General features: G+C 41.7%; 17 protein-coding genes and 1 pseudogene. 3 read left to right on the top strand and 15 right to left on the bottom strand.

The features are described from left to right. Nucleotides 1-46: 46 nt before the first annotated feature. The 3 genes from JFY74_08410 to JFY74_08400 all read right to left on the bottom strand — a co-directional run bounded on the left by JFY74_08410 (nucleotide 47) and on the right by JFY74_08400 (nucleotide 2,559). Nucleotides 47-1,102 carry a hypothetical protein gene (locus tag JFY74_08410; GenBank protein ID QQG30030.1) on the bottom strand — a complete coding sequence of 352 codons (1,056 nt, stop codon included), beginning with the start codon at nucleotides 1,100-1,102 and terminating at the stop codon, nucleotides 47-49. A 302-nt stretch (nucleotides 1,103-1,404) separates the two neighbouring features. Then, nucleotides 1,405-1,611, bottom strand: coding sequence for an AlpA family transcriptional regulator (locus JFY74_08405; GenBank protein QQG30029.1), 207 nt, complete (start codon nucleotides 1,609-1,611; stop codon nucleotides 1,405-1,407). Nucleotides 1,612-1,701: 90 nt separating this feature from the next. After that, the gene (locus JFY74_08400; GenBank protein QQG30487.1) at nucleotides 1,702-2,559 is read right to left on the bottom strand and encodes a hypothetical protein; all 858 of its coding nucleotides are present in this window, start codon (nucleotides 2,557-2,559) and stop codon (nucleotides 1,702-1,704) included. Between the two features lie 386 nt (nucleotides 2,560-2,945). On the opposite strand from JFY74_08400, the pseudogene JFY74_08395 reads away from it, so the two are divergent. Both JFY74_08395 and JFY74_08390 read left to right on the top strand, forming a co-directional pair. Beyond that, a pseudogene (locus JFY74_08395) lies at nucleotides 2,946-4,133 on the top strand (tyrosine-type recombinase/integrase). A 135-nt stretch (nucleotides 4,134-4,268) separates the two neighbouring features. Next, on the top strand, nucleotides 4,269-5,015 hold the full coding sequence (locus JFY74_08390) for a hypothetical protein (GenBank protein QQG30028.1): 747 nt from the start codon (nucleotides 4,269-4,271) through the stop codon (nucleotides 5,013-5,015). A 281-nt stretch (nucleotides 5,016-5,296) separates the two neighbouring features. Here the strand turns inward: JFY74_08390 and phoH are convergent, their stop codons facing one another. The 12 genes from phoH to JFY74_08330 all read right to left on the bottom strand — a co-directional run bounded on the left by phoH (nucleotide 5,297) and on the right by JFY74_08330 (nucleotide 20,019). Continuing rightward, entirely contained in the window at nucleotides 5,297-6,085 is a 789-nt protein-coding gene (phoH, locus tag JFY74_08385) for a phosphate starvation-inducible protein PhoH (protein QQG30027.1), read from the bottom strand. A 531-nt stretch (nucleotides 6,086-6,616) separates the two neighbouring features. Next, on the bottom strand, nucleotides 6,617-7,132 hold the full coding sequence (gene fliZ / locus JFY74_08380; GenBank protein QQG30026.1) for a flagella biosynthesis regulatory protein FliZ: 516 nt from the start codon (nucleotides 7,130-7,132) through the stop codon (nucleotides 6,617-6,619). A 203-nt stretch (nucleotides 7,133-7,335) separates the two neighbouring features. Further along, nucleotides 7,336-8,058, bottom strand: coding sequence for an RNA polymerase sigma factor FliA (locus JFY74_08375; GenBank protein QQG30025.1), 723 nt, complete (start codon nucleotides 8,056-8,058; stop codon nucleotides 7,336-7,338). Nucleotides 8,059-8,666: 608 nt separating this feature from the next. After that, nucleotides 8,667-10,085 carry a hypothetical protein gene (locus JFY74_08370; protein ID QQG30024.1) on the bottom strand — a complete coding sequence of 473 codons (1,419 nt, stop codon included), beginning with the start codon at nucleotides 10,083-10,085 and terminating at the stop codon, nucleotides 8,667-8,669. A gap of 69 nt (nucleotides 10,086-10,154) precedes the next feature. Continuing rightward, nucleotides 10,155-10,895: a class I SAM-dependent methyltransferase gene (locus JFY74_08365; GenBank protein ID QQG30023.1), complete on the bottom strand. Its 741-nt coding sequence runs from the start codon at nucleotides 10,893-10,895 to the stop codon at nucleotides 10,155-10,157. Then, the gene (locus JFY74_08360) at nucleotides 10,892-11,344 is read right to left on the bottom strand and encodes a GNAT family N-acetyltransferase (protein ID QQG30022.1); all 453 of its coding nucleotides are present in this window, start codon (nucleotides 11,342-11,344) and stop codon (nucleotides 10,892-10,894) included. Before JFY74_08360 ends, JFY74_08365 begins: the two co-directional genes overlap by 4 nt. Then, nucleotides 11,332-12,300, bottom strand: a complete 969-nt coding sequence (locus tag JFY74_08355) for a hypothetical protein (protein ID QQG30021.1) — start codon at nucleotides 12,298-12,300, stop codon at nucleotides 11,332-11,334. Before JFY74_08355 ends, JFY74_08360 begins: the two co-directional genes overlap by 13 nt. Continuing rightward, nucleotides 12,300-13,259: a glycosylase gene (locus JFY74_08350; protein QQG30486.1), complete on the bottom strand. Its 960-nt coding sequence runs from the start codon at nucleotides 13,257-13,259 to the stop codon at nucleotides 12,300-12,302. Before JFY74_08350 ends, JFY74_08355 begins: the two co-directional genes overlap by 1 nt. 2 nt (nucleotides 13,260-13,261) lie before the next feature. Next, on the bottom strand, nucleotides 13,262-13,963 hold the full coding sequence (locus JFY74_08345) for a WbqC family protein (protein ID QQG30020.1): 702 nt from the start codon (nucleotides 13,961-13,963) through the stop codon (nucleotides 13,262-13,264). Nucleotides 13,964-14,072: 109 nt separating this feature from the next. Further along, nucleotides 14,073-15,185 carry a DegT/DnrJ/EryC1/StrS family aminotransferase gene (locus JFY74_08340; protein ID QQG30019.1) on the bottom strand — a complete coding sequence of 371 codons (1,113 nt, stop codon included), beginning with the start codon at nucleotides 15,183-15,185 and terminating at the stop codon, nucleotides 14,073-14,075. A gap of 313 nt (nucleotides 15,186-15,498) precedes the next feature. Beyond that, complete coding sequence (locus tag JFY74_08335) at nucleotides 15,499-18,918, bottom strand: methyltransferase regulatory domain-containing protein (protein QQG30018.1); 3,420 nt, start codon at nucleotides 18,916-18,918, stop codon at nucleotides 15,499-15,501. Nucleotides 18,919-19,143: 225 nt separating this feature from the next. Then, nucleotides 19,144-20,019 carry a flagellin FliC gene (locus JFY74_08330; protein ID QQG30485.1) on the bottom strand — a complete coding sequence of 292 codons (876 nt, stop codon included), beginning with the start codon at nucleotides 20,017-20,019 and terminating at the stop codon, nucleotides 19,144-19,146. Nucleotides 20,020-20,284: 265 nt separating this feature from the next. On the opposite strand from JFY74_08330, the gene fliD reads away from it, so the two are divergent. Beyond that, nucleotides 20,285-21,709, top strand: a complete 1,425-nt coding sequence (fliD, locus tag JFY74_08325) for a flagellar filament capping protein FliD (protein QQG30017.1) — start codon at nucleotides 20,285-20,287, stop codon at nucleotides 21,707-21,709. Nucleotides 21,710-21,723 lie beyond the last annotated feature (14 nt).

Raw genomic sequence — 21,723 nt, 5'->3', positions numbered from 1 at the left:
TTTCCTGATATGAAATTGAATGAAAATGATCTTTTAATTATAAGCATTATAAAAAAACACGATCCATTCCATTTTTTATGTTATTGATAAAAGATGCTAATGTAGAATGTAGACTTTTAGCTGCATCAATTAAAGTTGACTCCCTTGTCTTTACAAAATAAACGCCGTCAATAAAAAAACATAAATATTTTTTATTTTTGCTTTCATAACCATTTTGGGAGTCAACACGAATAATATTTTCTAACTGCCATAGTTCCTCTATATAACAAACAGCTCTATTATTACTATTGTATTTATTTTTAAGATTATCATAAAGTACATTAAAATCTAATTCAACAATATTTTTTAACAGACCCGATTTCAAAAAAAAACACTCATGGTTTTTTATTTCAAAAAAAGAGTAAAATCTTATCTCATCATCAAAATTATCAAGCTCTGCTTTTACATAAGGGACTGAGTTATGTTTTAAATAATTATTCAAATCAACATAAATGTTATATCTGACACCATGTGAATAATATTTATTACAGAACATAAAGTTCATATAATAAAAGTATTTCCTTATATTCTCATTTATTGAAAACTCATCAGATGCTTTATCATAGGAAAATAAATCTTTCTTATCATTTATAATTCCAACCTCATGCAATATATCAGCAGAGGCTCTAGCAAAGAAACACGGCCAGTAATCAGCTACCTTTTCCACATCTACCCCAATATTAAAAAGCTCTCTATCGAAATGCTCTCTTAACGACTGAATAGTAGTTCCTACCTTGTGTTTTTCACATAGTGAAAGTAAATAATCATTAGTTATCTTTTTATATTGAACTTTTATTATCTTTTTTTCAATAATACCCATTTTCAACATGGTATAAACACAATAATAATCAATAAGAGATGCCATTGAATTAATAATGGAATCAGAGAGTATTTGATTTATCACACTACTATCATCACTTAACTCTGTTCTATTTTTACCTTCTAAAAAATCTTTAATATAATTAACCTGCTCTTGCTTTCGCATAGCACATAAGAAATTTAATTTTTTTATTTGATAATTAATATTATCTTCCGTCTTCTTGATTAGTAAATCTCTTTGCATTTTTAAATCCTTAGAAAATATAATAAATAGCATGATAATATTACTAAAAATAATCATTGCTCTGGTTTTACTTTATGTTAATCTATGGAGTACCACTGAGGCACTCTTTCCTGCTGACAAACTCCCATAGTATGCTTGCTTTGCACATGGGGTGTGAAGGCTATCAGTAGCACACTTTATATTGTATTCACCAATTACCTCCAGACACGCATCAAACCCTTTAAATAAAAGCCTCTCCGAAAACCTGTAAAATATTCTGTAAAATAAACCGCTGTTTTTCGCCTTAAATTTTACATTTTACTTTAAGCGACACGGTTTCTTGAATTTTGGATAGTTAATTGAATCCACTCATCGATTTCGCTTTCGACAAAAGCGACAGCACGAATACCGATCTTTACTGGCTGGGGAAACCGATTTTGGCTGATAAGACGGTAAATCCAAGCCTTACCAAATCCGGTTTTCTTCATCACTTCCGACAGGCGAATAAGACGTGTGCATGGCTGATTCATGGTATTTCCCTCATCTGCGTTGATGGAAATGACTATAAGAGTGAATCAGCATGAAAAAGAGCGACCTTCATATCGCCGGGGGTATGGACATCAGTCTTTTTCAGAATCCGCGATTTTCATCACGTCTGAAACTCTGATGTTTTTGAGATGACTGTTTTTGTTGATGAACAGATGAAACTGCCTGATGAACTGTATACTCGCTGCCTTCAAAGCTAGTGGTCTGTCCGTATCCCTAATCTGATGGTTAAGACGGGTTTGTTCTTCATCATCATCGTCCGTGTAAAGAAGGCGGGAAAGACGATCTTCTGATATCCGAACCTTGTGCAAATTTGCCCATACAAGAATGTCGATCATGGGTATCAGTCTGTAGTTGATGATTTTCTTGATAGTGCCATAGCCAAAACGCACCGCATCCGTTATGTCTGGCTCTATCCCCCGAACTTTACGCCACTGTGGAAGTGCGGCTTTCAGGGATTCAGCGATTTCTTCGTCAGTGCCACTGGATAGATCGATTTCTACCATCACCGTATCCCTGAACAATTTTGGCAAAACTTCCGATACAGGGCTATCCAAGAATTCGCGGTTGACCGAATACTCATCACTCCCATCCCAAAAGAACAACGAATTTTGTAAACCTACTATGCTGAGTTGAGCCAACCTCTCGGTTGTCGTCAAAAAGAAGTGTGGGGGCTGATACAACGTATCTTCTCTTGTGAGATAGCCAAGGTGTTTTTCAGTAATGAGGAAAGGATTACCACTGAAAATCCGTTCAATGTATAGACCGACCGCTTTCGCTTCAAATTCTTCATGGTAGGGTTTGAAGAACAGTGTCCTTGCTAATAGCTCATGGTAAAGCTGTATGAGCGGAAGCGCTTCAAATCCGCGATATGTATCGACATCCAGCCATTTTTTAACTTCTTTCGTGTGTTCCGTTGACCAGTTTTTCATCATCCAGCCCGCCCCTTAAATCCATGTGGTGGCTTTAGCTTACTGCAACCCTTCAGTCAGGTGAAATTTAGAGTAGCAGTGTTTTGCCTCCATCTAAGATGACTTTACCTTTTAGGCATACGCTTAGGCATACACTGATACAATGCAATAAAAAAATCAATTATAATCAATATATTATATTGTTTTATTTAATCCTCTCGTGCCGACCAAATACAACTTCGGTTAGTATCGTTTACTACCGGAAACCCCACAGAAACCCGCATTCTCACTGAGTTTGTGGGTTTTTTGTTGCCTGTTATCTATCGGGATACCCCGTTTACAGCCGGAAAATTTAGTTATACGCTTAGTTATACCGCCCCATATAACTACAAAAGCGTATAACTACGATGGCTCGTATAACTACACCACTGACCAATACCGAGATCAAAGCCGCCAAACCTGCCGAAAAGGAATACACGCTACAGGACGGGGATGGGTTGTATCTGCTGGTGAAACCGAGCGGCTCTAAAATCTGGCGCTTTAATTATTACCGCCCTGATACGAAGAAACGTGCATTAATCAGCTTTGGTTCATTCCCTGCAGTTTCTTTGGCCGAAGCCCGACAGCGGCGTGAAGCAGCAAAGGCGCTGATAAGTAAAGACATCGATCCGCAATTCCACCAGCAACAGCAGCGCGAACAAGAGCAAGCCATCAACCTGAACACGTTCGCCAAAGTTTCCGCCGACTGGTACGAAGTGAAAAAGTCTCAACCGCTGGCCGAGAACACCATTAAAGATATCTGGCGCTCGCTGGAAAAATACGTGTTCCCGTTCATCGGAACCTTACCGATCACCCAGCTTACCGCTCGTCACTTCATCACCGCGTTGGAACCGATACAGGCCAGCGGCAAACTGGAAACCGTCAAGCGGGTAAGCCAGCGAATTAACGAGGTAATGGATTATGCGGTTAACTCTGGGCTGATTCCTGCTAACCCCGCAGCCAAGATCCGCAAAGCCTTTCAGACGCCAGTGAAAACCCATATGCCGACCATTCGGCCAGAGGCATTACCTGGCTTGATGAAAACGCTATCGGTCGCCAGCATTGAGTTACAGACCCGCTTATTGATTGAATGGCAGCTACTGACCGTTACCCGCCCTGCCGAAGCCGCTGAGACCCGCTGGAGCGAAATAAACCTTACAGATAACACCTGGACGATCCCCGCTGGCCGCATGAAGATGCGCCGCGAGCACGTTATTCCCCTACCCCCGCAGGCATTAGCCATTTTGGACGCCATGAAGCCCATCAGCGGCCATCGAGAATACCTGTTTCCTTCCAGTAAAGATCCCAAACAGCCGATGAACAGCCAGACCGCTAATGCCGCATTGCGTCGTATGGGTTACAAAGGTGTGCTGGTGTCTCATGGCCTACGCGCCATATTCAGTACAGCGGCCAATGAAGAAGGCTTCCCGCCAGATGTGATTGAAGCCGCCCTCGCCCACGTAGACACCAACGAAGTGCGCCGCGCCTATAACCGATCCACTTATCTGGAACAGCGCAAAATATTGATGTGCTGGTGGGGTGAATTTGTCGATGCGCCAGCGATTCACATTGGTCCGGTCCCTTCAATTATTCTTAACATAAATTGCTCCGCTTTATCCAACCCTTTTATACTACTCAACAATCTGGCACTACCAGTATGTATTCACAATGCTTGTTGAGGACAAAACTCGTTGAAAATCATGATGATAAATGCATCCTTTGATGACCTTCATATTAGAAAAAGTACATCCAGTAGCGAGCATCAGACTTTTTGGCAAAACATTCTCTCTTTTGATGGTTACCCTGAATATGGAATAAGACTGTCATTGTCTTTTGATGACCATGTCAAATCAAATTATTGTATTTCCCATGAAGAAGAAGAAGCACTAGGAAATTACATTGCAGACTCGTGGGAATATATAAATAAATATCTCACCCCAAATCCCCCACTCTATTCAATCCATTCTCTAGAACGAAAAACAACCTTAGAGAGGTTAGTAAATAAAATGCCGACGTCAGAGCTTGATTTCTATAGAGCTGTAAGAACAGATGGCAGGTGTTTTTTTTCCACTCTTATTGATAAGCTGGAAAAAAAAATGATAGAAACAGGGAATATATTGATAAATTATTCTTTTTTATCATTCACCAACAATCCATATTCTTTAAGAGCTTTTTTTGGTGATACCGCTAATGGAGAAGTTGAGAATAACTGTATTTTATATAAGCTGACAGGAGGCATTAAGTCAATATCGAAAATATCTCCTGTTGATGAATTTGAAGGGATAGTTCCCCCAGGCAGCTTACTTGAAGTAGAACATGCAAGAAAATTAAATATTAAAATAAAATCAGGACACGTGCGGAACATATGGTTTATAGAGATTAAGAAGGCTCCGTTATCATCTAAACCTCACTTTGATTTCTACGGCAATGCTGTATGATTGGTGATTACATTAATAACGCCCAAATTATAAATAAAGGAGTACTGTATGGAATAAGAACTACTTTACGCACAGATACTTAATCAGTAATAACGATGAAAAGTCAAATATGTCACTCTTAGTGAGAATACTCGCTCTGTTGCCGTCATTTCCGTGTTGATAAGGTGATCTTCAAAACGGGGCATTAGTGCACCACTATTATCGCTGATACCCCTGATTTACATCAGGGGCGTGTTTGATGGTGATGGTTCAGAAACTTTCATTCCCGAGCCACACAGACGTTAGCCATAAGCATGGAGCGTACGCTGGCACAGCGCCGAACGCACACAGTCCTCTTTACCGAAAGAGACGACGCCAATCATGTCATCCTCAACAAAACGCTCCAATGCATCGCGCAGGCCGGATTTCATCCCAGTAGGCAAATCGCACTGCGTCACATCACCATTGACGATAACCGTGACATTCTCGCCTAAACGCGTCAGGAACATTTTCATTTGGTTCACTGTCACATTTTGCGCCTCATCCAGAATCACAACCGCATTTTCAAATGTCCGCCCGCGCATATACGCAAAAGGCGCAATTTCGACTTTGGCAATTTCCGGCCGCAAACAGTACTGCATGAAAGAGGCTCCCAGTCGACGCAAAAGTATGTCGTAAACCGGACGGAAATAAGGCGCAAATTTCTCCGCAATATCTCCAGGTAAAAAGCCAAGATCCTCGTCAGCCTGTAATACTGGCCGCGTAACGATAATACGCTCAACCTCTTTATGGATTAGTGCCTCCGCCGCTTTCGCAGCGCTCAGATACGTTTTACCGCAGCCAGCTTCACCTGTGGCAAAAATCAACTGTTTATTTTCTATCGCAGACAAGTAATGTTCCTGGGCAGCTGTACGAGCTTGAATAACGGAATTATCACGATTCTCACGCGCCATTCCGATTGCTTCAATCCCGACCATTTGTACCAGAGAAGTGACCGATTCTTCCTCACGCTGACGATGGCTACGCGACTCACGGCGGATAACGCGTTTTGCTTCACGACGAGCTTTGATCACTGCTTTTTGTCTTCCCATAGTGGCACCTTACAGTTTGTTTCACTTACCGCACTGTTCTACAGCGCGTGACGTTTAACTCACTAACGAGGTTAGGCTTCCTTATTAAGCCAATAGCGGACGGAGAATACGCATGATTCATCCACGAGCCGAGTGAAAAACGGACCGAGCGTTCATGGATAGAAAAGGAAAATAAACGGAAATTTTGGGGAACAAGAGAATGGCGTAGTGTTGAAAATAAGTGGGAGGAAAGTCCCTCGCATCGGCGAGTCAGCAGCGTAGAATCTTGACATCGACTATAAAGCCCAAAAAAGGACATTACCATTCGCGTTCCTCACTGTGACAACAACTATTCCACTGAATAATGATTGATCGCATCGTAGAACTACCGCTAACCATTGCCTAAAAATTAGTGCCGAATGATTTCAGTAGTATGACAGTGCAATAATTTGCCTCTGCAATGCAAGCATTTTTTACACTGTCATAACATCTACGTATAGTCAGTATCCCATGGTTTGGCAATGTCAGCCTGAGAACGACGCATGATGCACGTTAGAAATGCCGCTGCCAGTCCAGATATTGATCGTATTTTCGTAAGGCGCTGCGGTAGATATTTTGCTCAATACCGGGAAGGTAATCACATACGCGCTGCTGTACCCCATCGCGATGACGGGAAAACGTTTCTGCGGGATAATTATTGGCGGCAAGCAGCTCATCTAAGCGCCGCAGACGAATGACATACTCGCGCATCGTGCTATGGCGGACTTCAGTCTGCTCAATCAGATACTGTGTGAACGCTTTAATATCGAAATAGCTAGCAGTGGTATTGCATAATATTTCGCTACAAAAGCGGCAAAGTGGGATTAATTCCTGTTGCAGACCAGACCATATGTCGTCGTCGATAAGCCTGTCTATACTGCCGATCGATTTTTTATTGATAAGCTGATTGCGAAATACCAGTGAAACGCGGTCGAGCTCTTTATCACACTGGGAACAGTTAGTTTGTCTGTGTTTGAAGTCTTTCAGATAACGGCTTAGGAGCTGTTTCTTCCGAATTGATGGGTGCATGAATCCATTCCGTGACAATATATAACCTCAATGTGAAGCGATAGCATCGTTCATTACGCCAGAGAGCCTGGTGTGCTAAAAACAGGTGACATTAATCATGTAAATACTGATGCAAGACGCACATCAATATTCAAAATTTTTCATGGCCCTGCTGCTTCAGTGACTGAAGATATATTTGATAACAGTATTCCTACGCAGCGCAATTAAACATCGTTCATTAATTTCACGCGCAGGCGCTTTATCGCCTGGCTATGCAACTGACTGACTCTCGACTCTCCGACTTCAAGAACGGCACCGATCTCTTTCAGGTTCAACTCTTCCTGATAATAAAGCGTCAACACCAACTTCTCACGCTCTGGCAGGCTTTCAATCGCATCCATTACACGATGGCGCAAATTGCCTTCCATCAGTTGATGCAATGGGTTCGCATCTTCATTGCCTTCCAGTAACGCCTCTGCGCTGTCACCATGTTCTTCACGCCATTCATCATAAGAGAAAAGCTGGCTGTTATTCGTATCCAGCAATATCTGACGATAATCTTCAAGCGTGATATTCAGGGTCTGCGCAACTTCCTGCTCCGTTGGAGTACGACCGAGCTGCTGTTCAGCCTGTTGCATTGCTTGTGCCACTTCCCGCGCATTACGCCGTACACTGCGTGGAGCCCAGTCACGACTGCGTAATTCATCCAGCATCGAACCACGAATTCGTTGGACGGCATAGGTGGTAAACGCCGTACCTTGTAACGAATCATAACGTTCAACTGCGCTTAACAAGCCGATACCACCAGCCTGTAGCAGATCGTCAAGTTCAACACTCGCGGGGAGACGAACCTGTAAACGCAAGGCTTCATGGCGCACTAATGGTACATAGCGCTTCCAAAGGGAATTTTTATCCATTGTGCCTTCGGCGGTATACAAATCGCTCACAGTGACAAATACCTACGATGATAGTGTTATCGACACTATTATGCTTTTAGGTAGGGTAGCCAATCGTCTGAATAGCGTCAAAAAAGGAGGGTTATTCATGCCATGTATGGCAGGATTGAGTAAGGAGTCTGCGGAGAGAAACACAAATGGCCCGTACAGAGGGTGCAATGCGACACAAGATCTGTGATGTGTCTCTCTTTTGTAGGGAGATGATGCTAGCGCAGACCTCTGGCAGAGGAAAGGCCGTTTTATAGAAAGGGAATGCTGCTTTGTGGTCAGTCTGAGTACAGCAACTCTAAACTTTATCTAGCGCTTATACTTTATCTGGAGCCGATAGTAGTATCGCCCTACAAATACCAAAATATTTTCACCATAAGCCAATCACACTGATAATAATTTTAGAGGAGCCTGATAAATAATGTACAGCTTAACGTTTTCGGATGGAACAACACTGTCGTTCATTGCAGGAAATCATAATTAATCAATATGTTACCTACTTGCCAGAATCAGGCCACACTAAGGAAATTAAGCGTTTTGTCTACGTTTAAAGATGGAATGTGTCATTCCTGTTTTATATTACTGGAACGACACAAGATTTCTGAAAATTATCAATTAACAGTATATTTATCAATAAGATAATTTTTATATGAAGAGTATTTTCCTTCAACGTTTTTCATCGTTGTCACCACCCACATAAATGAATAATCGGTATGGCTAATGTCACAGACGAATGATGAATTAATCCTGAAGACATCACTTTTATCTTTTACATAATCAAGAGCAGCAGAAAGCGCAACTTGATCTAAAAACCACACATTATTGTTGCTCACCAAGTTAGTATGAATAAATGATGCAACTCTATTAATATAGTCTTTTGACGTACGCCCACCACCTAAATAAACAAAACCTGCCGACACATTCTCCCAAAAAGGAGTGTTTTCAGTGGTAGTTAACATCAAGTCAAATTCTTCTACATGAATTGATGATAGCCAATCCTTTCTTAACAAACAGTCAGCATCTAAAATTAACACGGGTGTATCTAATGCATTTAAAGCGTAGTCAGCAAAAACAAAACGCCTTAATGTATATTGGATAATCATGCCTGAAGGGCTAGAAAAATTTTCCGATGTGCAAGAAATATTTAACTCAGGGAGTTGTTCATTTTTTCTTTTAATATCGAAAGATGTCTCTTCATCAATATTGTAAACGTGAACATGAACATTAAAACGTTCCTTATTTGTTTCATATATTGAATACAATGCAGGAATAGTATGCTCATAGTAATATTTAACATCACAAGCTATAATGATAGTCGTTTTTTTGTTCTGGTGGTTTTTTCTTATTATCCAATCATAGTTATCACTAGGAACAGAGAAAACTTTATTATCTAAAAGCGAAGAGAAATTAATATAAGAATCAGGATACCCACCAAGCCTGTAAATTGTACAGACCACCATTAATAAGGTCATTAAATCTTCACCTATCAAATGCTGACTAGATGTCATTTCTCTTACTAAAGGTAATGCAAGTTCATAGTCTTCTTCGATGATGCAAATCATCAACAATATTCTGAAGGCTGCGGGAGAATTTTTTAATGAAGAAAAGTTATTATTTATTAAAGCAACCGATGAATCAACATCACCAATCCTAAATAAAATTTGAATTGCTATAACAAGATATTCTATATTTGGATTTAATTTCAATATCCCAACCAATGAATTACGAATACCTGAAACATATTCATCAGGCATTTTTTTCTGATAGCCACCCCATTTTTCATCAAAGTTCAAATTAGCATGAGAAATTGTCACAAGTAGTTGTTTTAATGCATTATCACTATCTGGTGGCAGACCACTATCATATGAACTTAACTCTCTGGCAACAAATAACGCATCGCAATTAAATTCTTTAATCACACTATCAATTATTCCCAATGGAATATTACCAGTATTACCGAGTTCAAGATCTCTTGTAAATACATCCCGATAAAATTGATGCGCAGCTTTTGCACGAATGTAGTTTTGCATAACTCTCTTTTTTTTCTTTAGTTACTTAACGAGTTTAATTTTTAAAAAAATATAAAAGTTAAATACTAATTATTTTCTCTCACACAGCAAAAATATACTCGAGCAAAGATCAGGATATTGCTGACCAAGTTGATAGCAGCCGTCTAAATACTCATCTGATATAATATCAGTTTGCAATAATTTATCCCATTGAAAATTCGCCAAGGCTTTAAAGAATATACCTGAACGGTAGGCAACGTGTAATCCAGCAAGGCTTGCATCGCGCTCAAGTGTATCCAGTGCATAGGTACAACGATGTCCATGCTCAAATTCTGCTTCAGTCACCGCCGAATTATGGGAAATAATCCCCATTTTCACGGCTATTTGGCGGGAAGCCGCATTAGCATTAGGACAAACGAGGAATAAACGTCCTCCTTCAGCTAACCATTCGTCATTAATACGCTTAAGCAGAGCGATGGGGTCATCAATATGCTCAAGCACGTGCGTCAATACAATATTATCGTAACGACGAGGTAACTGAACATCTTCAAAGCGTGAGTGAATATAAGTTATTCCGTCTTTTAAACGGCCTTGAGCATGTGAAATAGCTTCTTCGGAAGCTTCAACGCATGTGATATCGCTGAAATTTTCCTGTAGTCGTGAAGTGAAATCACCTTTAAAGCTTCCTAGTTCCAGTAAACTTCCTGGACGAAAGAAAGGGGTAAATGCACGTACCATAAAAGGATGCATCACATCAAAGTCAAAACTATAGGCGTACTTATGGTCTGCTGTATCCTTAATTTCTTGATCATAATTTCTGTTGATTGTCATGTTCTCGTCTCACAATGTCGGATCATTTGCAGGATATTGCCGCTAATTCCTGACTGAATAAAAGCGTGTTTTTGATAAAAGCATCTGGCGACCTGATTACTTTCTTCAACTTCCAAGCGTATTTCTATCGCACCTAAAATTTGCATTTTTGCTATACATTGTTCCAACAGAATACCGCCAGAACCTACTCCCTGGGCTTCCGCTAATACCGAAACATTAGTAATAAATGCTATCCTTGTTTGCACATTAAAATATGCAGCAACAAGGCCGACCAAATGTTCGTCTCTCCATCCTTCAATACAATGGGCAAGACGAGCGATTTTATCTGCATAGGCCGCTATTTCAACTCGGTGCTCAAGCGAACGGACAAATTCATCATCGCAGGCACGCAGATGCGATGCGATATCCTCCGCCGTGGCGCTATTCTGACGTATAATCATTCGCTGCATGCGGTCAACTCAGCCAAACCGAAGCCTTCTTTTCCGAATGCGTTACCGTTATAGAGCAAGTATACCTTCTCATCACATCGGAAAAGGTGCGGATAACATTGCATTTCACTATCCCACTCACCCGATTCCGAAATGGCAGGCACCTGAGTATCATCTCTATGCCATGTAATAAGATCATCTGACCAGGCATAACCAAGACGATATCCACGCCCGGCACCTAAGCGGAAATCAAAACATTCGCGATAACAAAAAATCATATGATAGCGATTGCCAATCTTGATCACCGTAGGCAGCGCCTGACATTCATCATCACCGAGCCGATCGGCAATAATAGGCTTACTCTCTCGCACCCAGTCGATGCCATCATCAGAAACAGCATGTGCAATTTTATAAATACGGTCTGGTGGAGAATCCGACTGTTGCTTTTTCCAACCCACACCGTAGATGTACCACATATGGAAGCGCCCTTCGATATGCAGAACAAAAGCGTCCCCGACCAAATAAGGTTCGTGTAAGGAGGCCGACATCACAGGGCCAGTCGCATGCCGTTGAAACGTATTGCCGCCATCACGGCTAATTGCCAAGCCTATTGACGTATCCACGGAAACAGAAACCCGGCGATTCCACCCTGTAGTCCAAGCCATCACAGCACCATTGTGGCGCAAGACGTTAAAAGGGAAGATACCATGTTCATCAAACGTGCCTAATTCAGCGTGGGCAATGACAGGTTCCGGGCTGACGTTAAGGACTTCCTGCAGATTTTTATCCATATCTACATAGCAAACTCGGCTGATGAATTTATTATTTCTCTCATCCAATTCGCGAGTAGAAAAATAGATACGAACAAAGTCATCAAATACTAAGGCTTGGGGAGATTGGGCATACCCTGCCCCACCAATTAAGGGTGGATGCGCCTGAGGTGAGTAGATGAGCCCATGTTTACGCCATGTCAGCATTAGCGCAATTCTCCTTCCAACTGTGCCAAACCAAAACCATAGCGCCCAACTTGATCGCCTAAATATGCCATATAGACTTTACCATCAAGCTCAAACACATGGGGATAACTGATCATTTCCGAGTCCCATCCAGTTTCAGACACATCAATTCCTGCCTTTTCATCATCACGGTGCCAGTCAATAAGATCGGAACTCCACGCATATCCAATACGGTACCCATGTTTTTTCCCTCGATAATTTTCGCTATAGCGGTAGCAAAAAAACATATGGTACTTACCGTTCGCATAAAACACATCCGGGCTCGCCTGCGCTTCATCTTCTTCAATTCGACTGCTTATTAAGTCTTTATTTATCTTCCGCCAATTTATTCCATCACTCGATACCGCCATGCGGATTTTATAAACAGGCTCTGCTCGACCATCAACGAGCTTCCATCTACGACCGGCAATGTAGAATAGTTGCCATTCACCATTAAAACGGCGAATTTTTGGCCCACTCATAACAAAGGGTTCTTCAGGAGAGTAGCTAATAATGGGTCCTGGTCCAGCCTTGCGGAATACGTCCCCATCATCACTAGTGGCCATGCCAATAGCAACATTGAAAGGGACTGATTCACATCGGGTCCATCCAGCATAATATGCACGAAAAATATTTTCATCGCGAACGACGGACACGGGATAGGTACCAAATTCGTCAAACTCACCTGATTGCCCTAGCGGTAAAATAGGGGTTTCAGAAACACGTAATACCTTGAATAGATCATTACGATCTAGATCAACCCAAGCTGAATAGCTAACATACATGCCCTGTTCATCAGCAGGTGGGCGACAAGAGAAATAAACCCGAACAAAGTCATCAAAAATAAGAGTTGCAGGTGCTTGTGCGAATTCTTTAAGCCAAAGCCGATCATTAACATCTTGCGGGGTAAACACCTTGCCTAACTTTTTCCACTTAAAAATACTCATATCAACTCATACTCATTAGTAATAAGGTGCAGTACCTCATCACTGGAATTAAACATCATGACATCAATGATTGATAACCAAGCCACAAAAGGTTCATCAAATTGTTTATAAACAATGTTATTTGGCTGGATAAAATTCAGAGTCATTCCATGCAAAGAAAAGGCCTCTTGGGAGTACAGCGAAATACCACCTGGTGGATTACTATACGATTTCGCACCAAGGGCATTCCCGAAGGCAAGTACTTTGTCTTGAGACTTTAGTGAATGATCGATGTTAATAGAAGATGATACTTTTATATCACATGTCAAACCAAGATATCCCTTAATACTTTCCAAGGAATACAATATATAGTTAAACAAATTATCATCACGATAATTTATTATATTCTCCAGCAATGGAAAAACATTTTTAAAGTAAGGTGCGCGCCGATAAGCCCCACGAATCTTGTTGATTAAATCATCTCTATTAAATGTCTCTGATAACACTCTATCTTTAACATCTAAAAAATCTGAATCTTTCTTCAATGGTAAGCTAAATGTACTATCTTTCCCATTTAATAAAATGCGGTTTCGATTTATCCATCCCTTTTTAGTATATTTTATATTATCGTAAACCACAAAAACGTCTACTTCGGCCATCAACTGAAAATAGCCAATGTAAGGAAAGAAATAAGGTTGCATTACCGCATATTTTATCAACGCTATCTCCTGATAAAACTAAAATGCTAACTAATATAGATACCGCATCATCATATTTTATTGAAAACAATAACTCATGCTATTATTTCCTTCTGCCTAAAAATATTTTTCAATTTACACAGTCAGAAATACATCTAACAACATCCAATATACTTTCATCTGACAAATCAGGGTAGATTGGAAGACAGAGTACATTGTCCGCGATATGAGATGCTGTTGGCAGTCCATCTTCTTTAGCTGAGTCTAACCCTCGATACATAGGGAATGTGCTAATCAGAGGATAAAAATATCGGCGAGCATATATATTGTTTTCCCTCAGAATATCGTAAACTTCGTCTCTTTTCTTAGGGAAAGTATCAGAGAAGAAAATAGGGAAATAGGCATAATTCCAAGTCACATTATCAGGAATACTCAACACCTTAATTCCTGATATATCTTTCAAAAGATCACAATATCTTGAATAGATATTTTTACGCTGGTTTAATGCTGAATCAATATGTTTCAGTTGAAGCAATCCAAATGCTGCCTGAACCTCATTCATTTTTGCATTAATTCCAGGGGCAACAACTGTTACTTCATCAACAAAACCAAAGTTCTTAAGATAATCGATTCTTTTTTTCGTTTTTTCATCTTGAGAAATAATCGCACCACCTTCAATAGTGCTAAATACTTTCGTTGCATGAAAACTAAGAATAGAAAGATCACCATGGTTTAGTATGCTGACATCATTCTTTTTAACACCAAAAGCATGAGCCGCATCATAGATCACTTTTAAGCCATATATATCAGCTATATTTTGAATTCGGTCAACATCCGCAGGCAATCCATAACAATGCACTGGTAGAATGGCAGATGTTGCTGGCGTAATAGCATGTTCTAATTTCGAGGGATCAAGATTACATGTGACGGGATCTATATCAACAAATACTGGTTTTAATCCATTCCATAATAATGTATGAGATGTCGCCACAAATGAGTAAGGTGTAGTAATTACCTCACCAGTGATACGTAACGTTTGCAAAGCAGTTAATAATGCCAGCGTGCCATTGGAAAACAAACTAAGGTACGGAACACCCAGATACTCCGCCAAAGCTTGCTCTAAACGCTGATGGAAGGTGCCATTATTAGTTAGCCACTTATTTTCCCATATCTCTTCAAGATAAGGCGTAAACTCATCCAAAGGCGGTAATAACGGGCTTGTTACATACACTGGTTTTTTCATTTCACCATCTTCCGCTTATAGATTATTCGCAATCAACGCTACCGCCCTTGACTCGCAGCTACCAAAGCGCTGAAAATTCACCCATATTGATGATATAAAAAGAAAATGTTCAGATTTGGTTTAGTACGCCTGACCAAAATAACAATGCTGCATTCTCTTTCTATAATACCCGCAGCCAACTTCCACTCACTCGGCAATGCGTTTGAAAATCATCTTTTAGATGATAATGGCATAAACATAGATGCCATTATCTCATCCATTTACCAATCAATCTGGTGACGTTCATCGGTGACAAACTATCACTTCCATAAAGTTAGTGGCCTATCGAATAGCTTTTAGGCGGCTCATCAGCACAGTAAGCTTTCCATACCGTTCTCAACGCTTGTTGAAAATACGTTGAAGCCGTTACATCAGCAGTATCGATATCATGTTCCATCTTTTTACGTAAACTATGGCGAATTTGGTTCAATTCATCCAAACGGTTATTCCAGGAAATGGCTTTGTCGATGTAGTCTGCTTCTGAATGTGCAATAAACTCATTCAAGCCAGCCTGACCAAGGTTTACAACCCCTTGGCGAGCAGCATAGGTTTCACCGGCCAGCGTCAGAGTCGGCACGCCCATCCACAAAGCGTAGTTCGTCGTGGTTCCCCCTGTATAGGGGAAAGTATCCAGCAACACATCGATTTCCTGGTGCATAGCGAGATAATTCATTATGTTGACACGTTCGCGGAAAATTAGCTGCTCGGGCTGAACACCCTGTGCCTCTAGCTTTTTACGTATATGTTCCCTTGTCTGCATGCTAGGCAATGCACCAATAATCATCTTGCTCGTTGGCAACTGAACGAGGATCTTTCCCCATGCCGATAATACGGTATCGTTAATCTTCGTCGGCCTGTTAAAGCTAGCGAAAGTGAGATAACCGTTTGTCAGTGCGGGAAGATCGTTAACCTCGGGGCCATTAACTACAGGTTCAAACTGTCGGTCAAATAACACGTACAGCAATTTTTCAGTAAATTGATGGGCTAAAACCTCTGGGTATGGGGCATGGTTCATAACCAGATAATAATCCATCGCCTTTAATCCGGTCGTTCCCGGATAACCAATCCAGCTAATCTGGATTGGTGCAGGCTTCATCGCAAACATTGATAAGCGGTTGTCGCCAGTATGGCCGGAAAGGTCGAAAAGAATATCTATCTCATCCCGTTTGATTAACTCGAATAATTCAGTATCGCTGCTACTCGCTACGTTACGCCATACTGTTGAGCTTTTTTCCAGCATCCGCGTGACATCATCATAATGATGTGATGTGGAATAGGCATAAAGGGAAAAATACTGATGATCGATGTCATTCCATACAGGCGATAAGAATTTGCTGACTGGGTGTGAATATAAATCGCCAGACACAAAACCAACTCGCAACACTCTATCGGGATCTTTATTTTGCAGATAATGCACTGGAGCAAGTGCGCCATTTCGTTTTTCTACTACTTCGCCATATGACAAATGTTCAGAAAAAATCTCTGAAGCTGGAATCTTAGCATTATGCAGCAAAGCAAACAGAAGATTACTGTACAAACTTAAATCTTCAGGAGCATTAGTAACAGCCTTGCGATAGTAATCAATTGCACTTTCGACATCAGATTTTTTATCCAACACCATTGCCATTGCATTTAATACTGCCGCATCGTTAGGCAGAAGTTTTATTGCTTTTTCTATGCATACTTCTGCACCGGCCATATTTTCAAATTTCAAATAAACAAGTGCTACCACATTCCAGGCAACAGCAATACTCCCATCACAGCGAATAACTCTGTAGGCAAGGTTAATCGCTTCCCAGTAATGATATGTATTATGCAATAGACTGGACAATTCACTGTAGACCAGCCATGCATTGCTATGCATAGAAATGACTTTCGCTAGAGAGAATATTGCCGCATTCTTATCGCCAGTAACAAAATTAATTCTTTCTAGTGTGATCCAATTTTGCAGATTATTCGGCTGTTTTACCGTTAATTCTTCAGCCAAAGAGCGAGCTTCGTCATATTTCTGTTTCTGTAATAAATCATATAATTGGCGTTTGACTTGCGCATCAATAGGATCGTTAACGAATTCTTTTCTACTTTTCTCGGCTTTTATGACATCACTAGCCTTGAATAAGCCACCGCCGCTCGCGTTACTGGAGTACATAATCAGCGGATTTATATTGTGGATAACCTCGTTAACATCCTTAGCCAATTCCATCCGTTTTTGTAAATAACGCTGCCATGCCAGTGCACTTCCAATCATCAAACCTTTATGGTGCAATTCATCTAACAGCGCTAATGAGCCCTCTTCCTGCTCATTCAGTAAGCCCATTGGAATTTTTAGACCCTGAGCCTCTGATGGTAGCGTGAAAGACTCATACCAATAGTTAAATGCAGGATAAATATCCCCACAGTTCGGTAATACTCGCAGTGCGCTGAATTCACTTTTACGATAAGCACATTCACCGACGCAGAAATGAATGCTAGATATTCCCTGCTTTAACAAAGCATAGAGAGATTCACGCACATTCTTTTCATGTTCTTGCTCATCATTTTCTCTTTCAGGAAAATGAGTATTAAATATAAGTTGCTTAAAGGAGACACTCGCTGGCCACGCATTACCTAAGACATCAAGGATTTGCTGTGTAAGTTCGTGATCGGTCGATATCTGTATACCGGTATTGGTGATATAGGCGTTAGACGCCAACCCTTTATTTAACATGACACGGCGGAAGCTACCGGCCCAAGAAAGTTTATCCAGCCGAGAGGTATCAATTTCCGATTCCAACTTTTCCGCTCGCTCAGCCGCCACCAACAGACTAAACCGACGTTTACGTCCGACATTGAAATCCAGATACTGTTGCTTCAATATTTTATTGCCTGTCGGACAGATTGCGCGCAGCAAACTATCTACCTGCTCACCATAGTGAGCGGCAATCTCGGTATGAGGTTCGATTTCACCGACATAAGACAAGCCTTCTTGCGTAATCTGCGCATTAAAGTCGAGCAGATAGCAAGGTTGATTCAGACCTTGTAAATAATTGAGCGCTAACGACACGTCTCCCAGTTTTTCAGCTTCTTCAACTAGGGCCGCAATAGCTGTTCTCTGAGGATTATCTGCAGATAGGCCCAGCGATAAGTAACTCAGCATGGCTCTGGCGCTGGCTTGCTGTTGTTCCGGCGTTTCTGCCAGACTGGCATGCAGATTTAAGGCATCCTGCAGGATTTCCTCTGTTTTCCCACCTGGGTAGGTCGAATAGGAAAAACACACCACGCCTTTTGCACTTAAGTGGCGGTGACAATATGCCAACAACGCCGAGCGCGCTTCGCCGCCGATCAGTCCGAAAACACCATGGACAATAATATAATCAAATTTGCCAAGATCGCTGTCCAAAAGCGATGCCAAATCCATCGCCTGAAGTTGCAGGTTGGTTAGCCCATACTGCTGTACCCACATCTGCCCTTGTGCAATTTTTTCCTCGTCAAGATCGATGCCAATAGCCTGTGCCTGCGGATATGCAGTGGCAAATGGCAGCAGGTTCGCGCCACTCATGCATCCCAGTTCCAGTACTCGCGCCCTTTCAGGGGCCGCCGCCACAATGCCATGCAAGTATGTCACTGCCTGCAAATGCGTCGGTGAGGTGTAAGGCAAAGGACAGCGATCAGCCGCGCTCACTGTTGGATGGCTGGCAGCAGTATCTAAAGTCATCAGAAGGGAAAACCTTTCATGAGAGGAAAAAGTAATTACTACTATCGTATCAACTATTAAGATACGCAATCTTATAAATAGAGGGAAATATTAGGCGTATAACATACGTTAGGGAGGGGTGGTACGGTTTCACAACTGCATTAACGCACAGGATGTTTACCATAAAAAAACCAGCCCCGAAGGACTGGCTTATAATATAAGTTACAGTGTTTGTCTGGCTGGGGATTAACGCAGCAGAGACAGAACAGTCTGTGGAACCTGGTTTGCCTGGGACAGTACAGAAGTACCAGCCTGTTGCAGAATCTGGCTACGGCTCATGTTTGATACTTCAGTTGCGTAGTCAGCGTCTTCAATACGGCTACGAGCAGAAGACAGGTTGTTGATAGAGTTGTTCAGGTTGGTGATGGTAGATTCAAAACGGTTCTGAATCGCACCCAGGTTACTACGTGCAGCATCAACAGCTGACAGAGCAGTATCCAGAGAAGTGATCAGAGCCTGAGCTGCTGAGTTAGCAGAACTACCGGTAGCAACAGCGCCCAGAGAAGTGATTTTAGCTGCAACATCACTCATTGAACCAGTACCGCCAGTGGTGGCGTTGATCAGTGCGGTGCTGTCGATGGTAATAGTTTCGGTTGCACCAGTGTTAGCGCCAACCTGAATGATGATGCCAGCACTTGCAGAACCGTCCAGCAGTTTAGTACCGTTGAAAGAAGCGCTCTGAGCAACACGGTTAACTTCGTTAATGCGCTGAGTCATTTCCTTGACGATAGAGTCACGGTCAGTTTTACCGTTAGGATCGTTCGCTGCTTGCGTTGCCAGTTCACGGATACGTTGCAAGTTGTTGTTGATTTCGTTCAGGTTGCCTTCAGCAGTCTGAGTCAGAGAAATACCATCGTTGGCATTACGTGCTGCCTGAGTCATACCCTTAACCTGAGCGGTCATACGGTTAGCGATCGCTTGACCAGCTGCGTCATCTTTCGCGCTGTTGATACGCAGACCAGAAGACAGACGCTCAATAGCGGTACCCAGAGCAGACTGAGATTTGTTCAAGTTGTTCTGAGTAGTCAGAGACATGATGTTAGTATTAATTACTGCCATGATAGCGTTCCTTAATCAGTGGTTATCGGTTTCGGGTTAGACCCACGGGTTCATCCCCGTCGCTAACATTTATCGGAACGCTTTCCAGAAGCTTTAACTTTTTTTTTAGCCTAAATTCATTTTTATTGTTTAGAAGGCAATTCTGATAGCCCTTATCCGGCGATATTAATCAGTAATAAAGATGACCGTTCTTTACTGCTAAACTTATTTTCTATCCTGCCGATAATGGTTTCATAGCTCATCGCACTCTGAATAAAAGGATTCTATCATGGCAAGCGTTTCTTCATTAGGTGTAGGTTCCGGTCTGGGTTTAAACGAATTGCTCACGCAGCTTAGAACCGCTGAAAATCAAAGACTTGTCCCAATAACAACTCAGCAATCCAGCTTCAAGTCACAGCTAAGCGGCATCAGTGCCCTCAAAGGCGCCCTTGATAAACTTAAAACAGCGAATGATGCTTTAGCCATCTCTGAATCTTTCGGCATCGTTAAGGGTTCAATTGATGGTATCACATCAACCAAAGTCACCAGCACGAACAAAGCGTTTACGGCAACCACTGATAGTAAAGCCGTTGCCGGTACCTTCAATATTGAAGTGAAACAATTGGCACAAGCACATTCCATAACGTCAACAGCCAAAACCAGTGCAACAGAGCCCTTAAGTGCAACAGATACAAAACTCGTTATTGCTCAGGATAATGGTAAATTCACCAAAGTGGGTGATGACTACTTAAAATATCTGGAAATAGACATTAAAGCGGGTGAAACCTCATTAAACGATGTTCGTGACGCGATCAACAAAGTTAATGGCACCGTGACGGCGAGCGTCGTCAAAGCGAAGGATAATGAGTACTACCTGATGCTAACCGCAAAGAACAGCGGTACTGAGAGTAAAATCTCCATTGGGGGAGACGACACAAACGTCTTTAATGGCACGCCAACAGAAAAGGTAGCAGCCAAAAACGCGCAAATCACAGCGAATGGTATTGATATAGAAAGACAAAGTAATTCTATTTCTGATGCTTTTGAAGGTGTAACGATCAATCTTCTTGCCCAAACTGAGGCAAGCAAACCGGAAACCCTGACGATTGAGCAGGATATCACCGGAATGAAGGATACGATCAAAGCCTGGGTTGATGCTTACAATGCGCTGCAAGATACCATCGCAGCTCAAACAAAGTACACTGCGGTTGAGGCGGGCGAATCCCAATTAAGTAGCAATGGTGCGTTGCTGGGAGATTCTACTGTTCGTGGTATCCAGAATAAACTCAAGGCTCAGCTCACAACGGTACAAAGTGACAGCGATGAATTCCGTATTCTGGCAGATCTTGGTATTACACAAAATTTCAAAACCGGGAAGTTGGAAATCAGTGATACCAAGTTAGACAAAGCGTTGAAAGAAGAACCCGGCAAGGTTCGGGCGTTTTTTGTTGGTGATAACGACAAAACAGGCTTTGCGACACAGACCCGCACCTACCTGAAAGAAGTCCTCGATACGAGTGAGGGTCTAATCAAAACCAAAGAAGACGGTATCAATAGTACGCTGAAGAAATTGGACTCTCGGGCAACTCTCGTCAAAAATGGGATAGAAGATACTATTGCTCGTTATCAAAAACAGTTTGTTGAACTGGATAAAGCGATGACTAACATGAATAGTACAATGAGTCGCTTAACGAGCATGTTCTCTAAACTCTAAATTTTCGCTGAAAG

Source organism: Pectobacterium carotovorum (assembly GCA_016415585.1).
GTDB lineage: Bacteria > Pseudomonadota > Gammaproteobacteria > Enterobacterales > Enterobacteriaceae > Pectobacterium > Pectobacterium carotovorum_K.
Note: the sequence above shows the minus strand (reverse complement) of the source record. Positions and strands in the feature narration are given on the sequence as shown.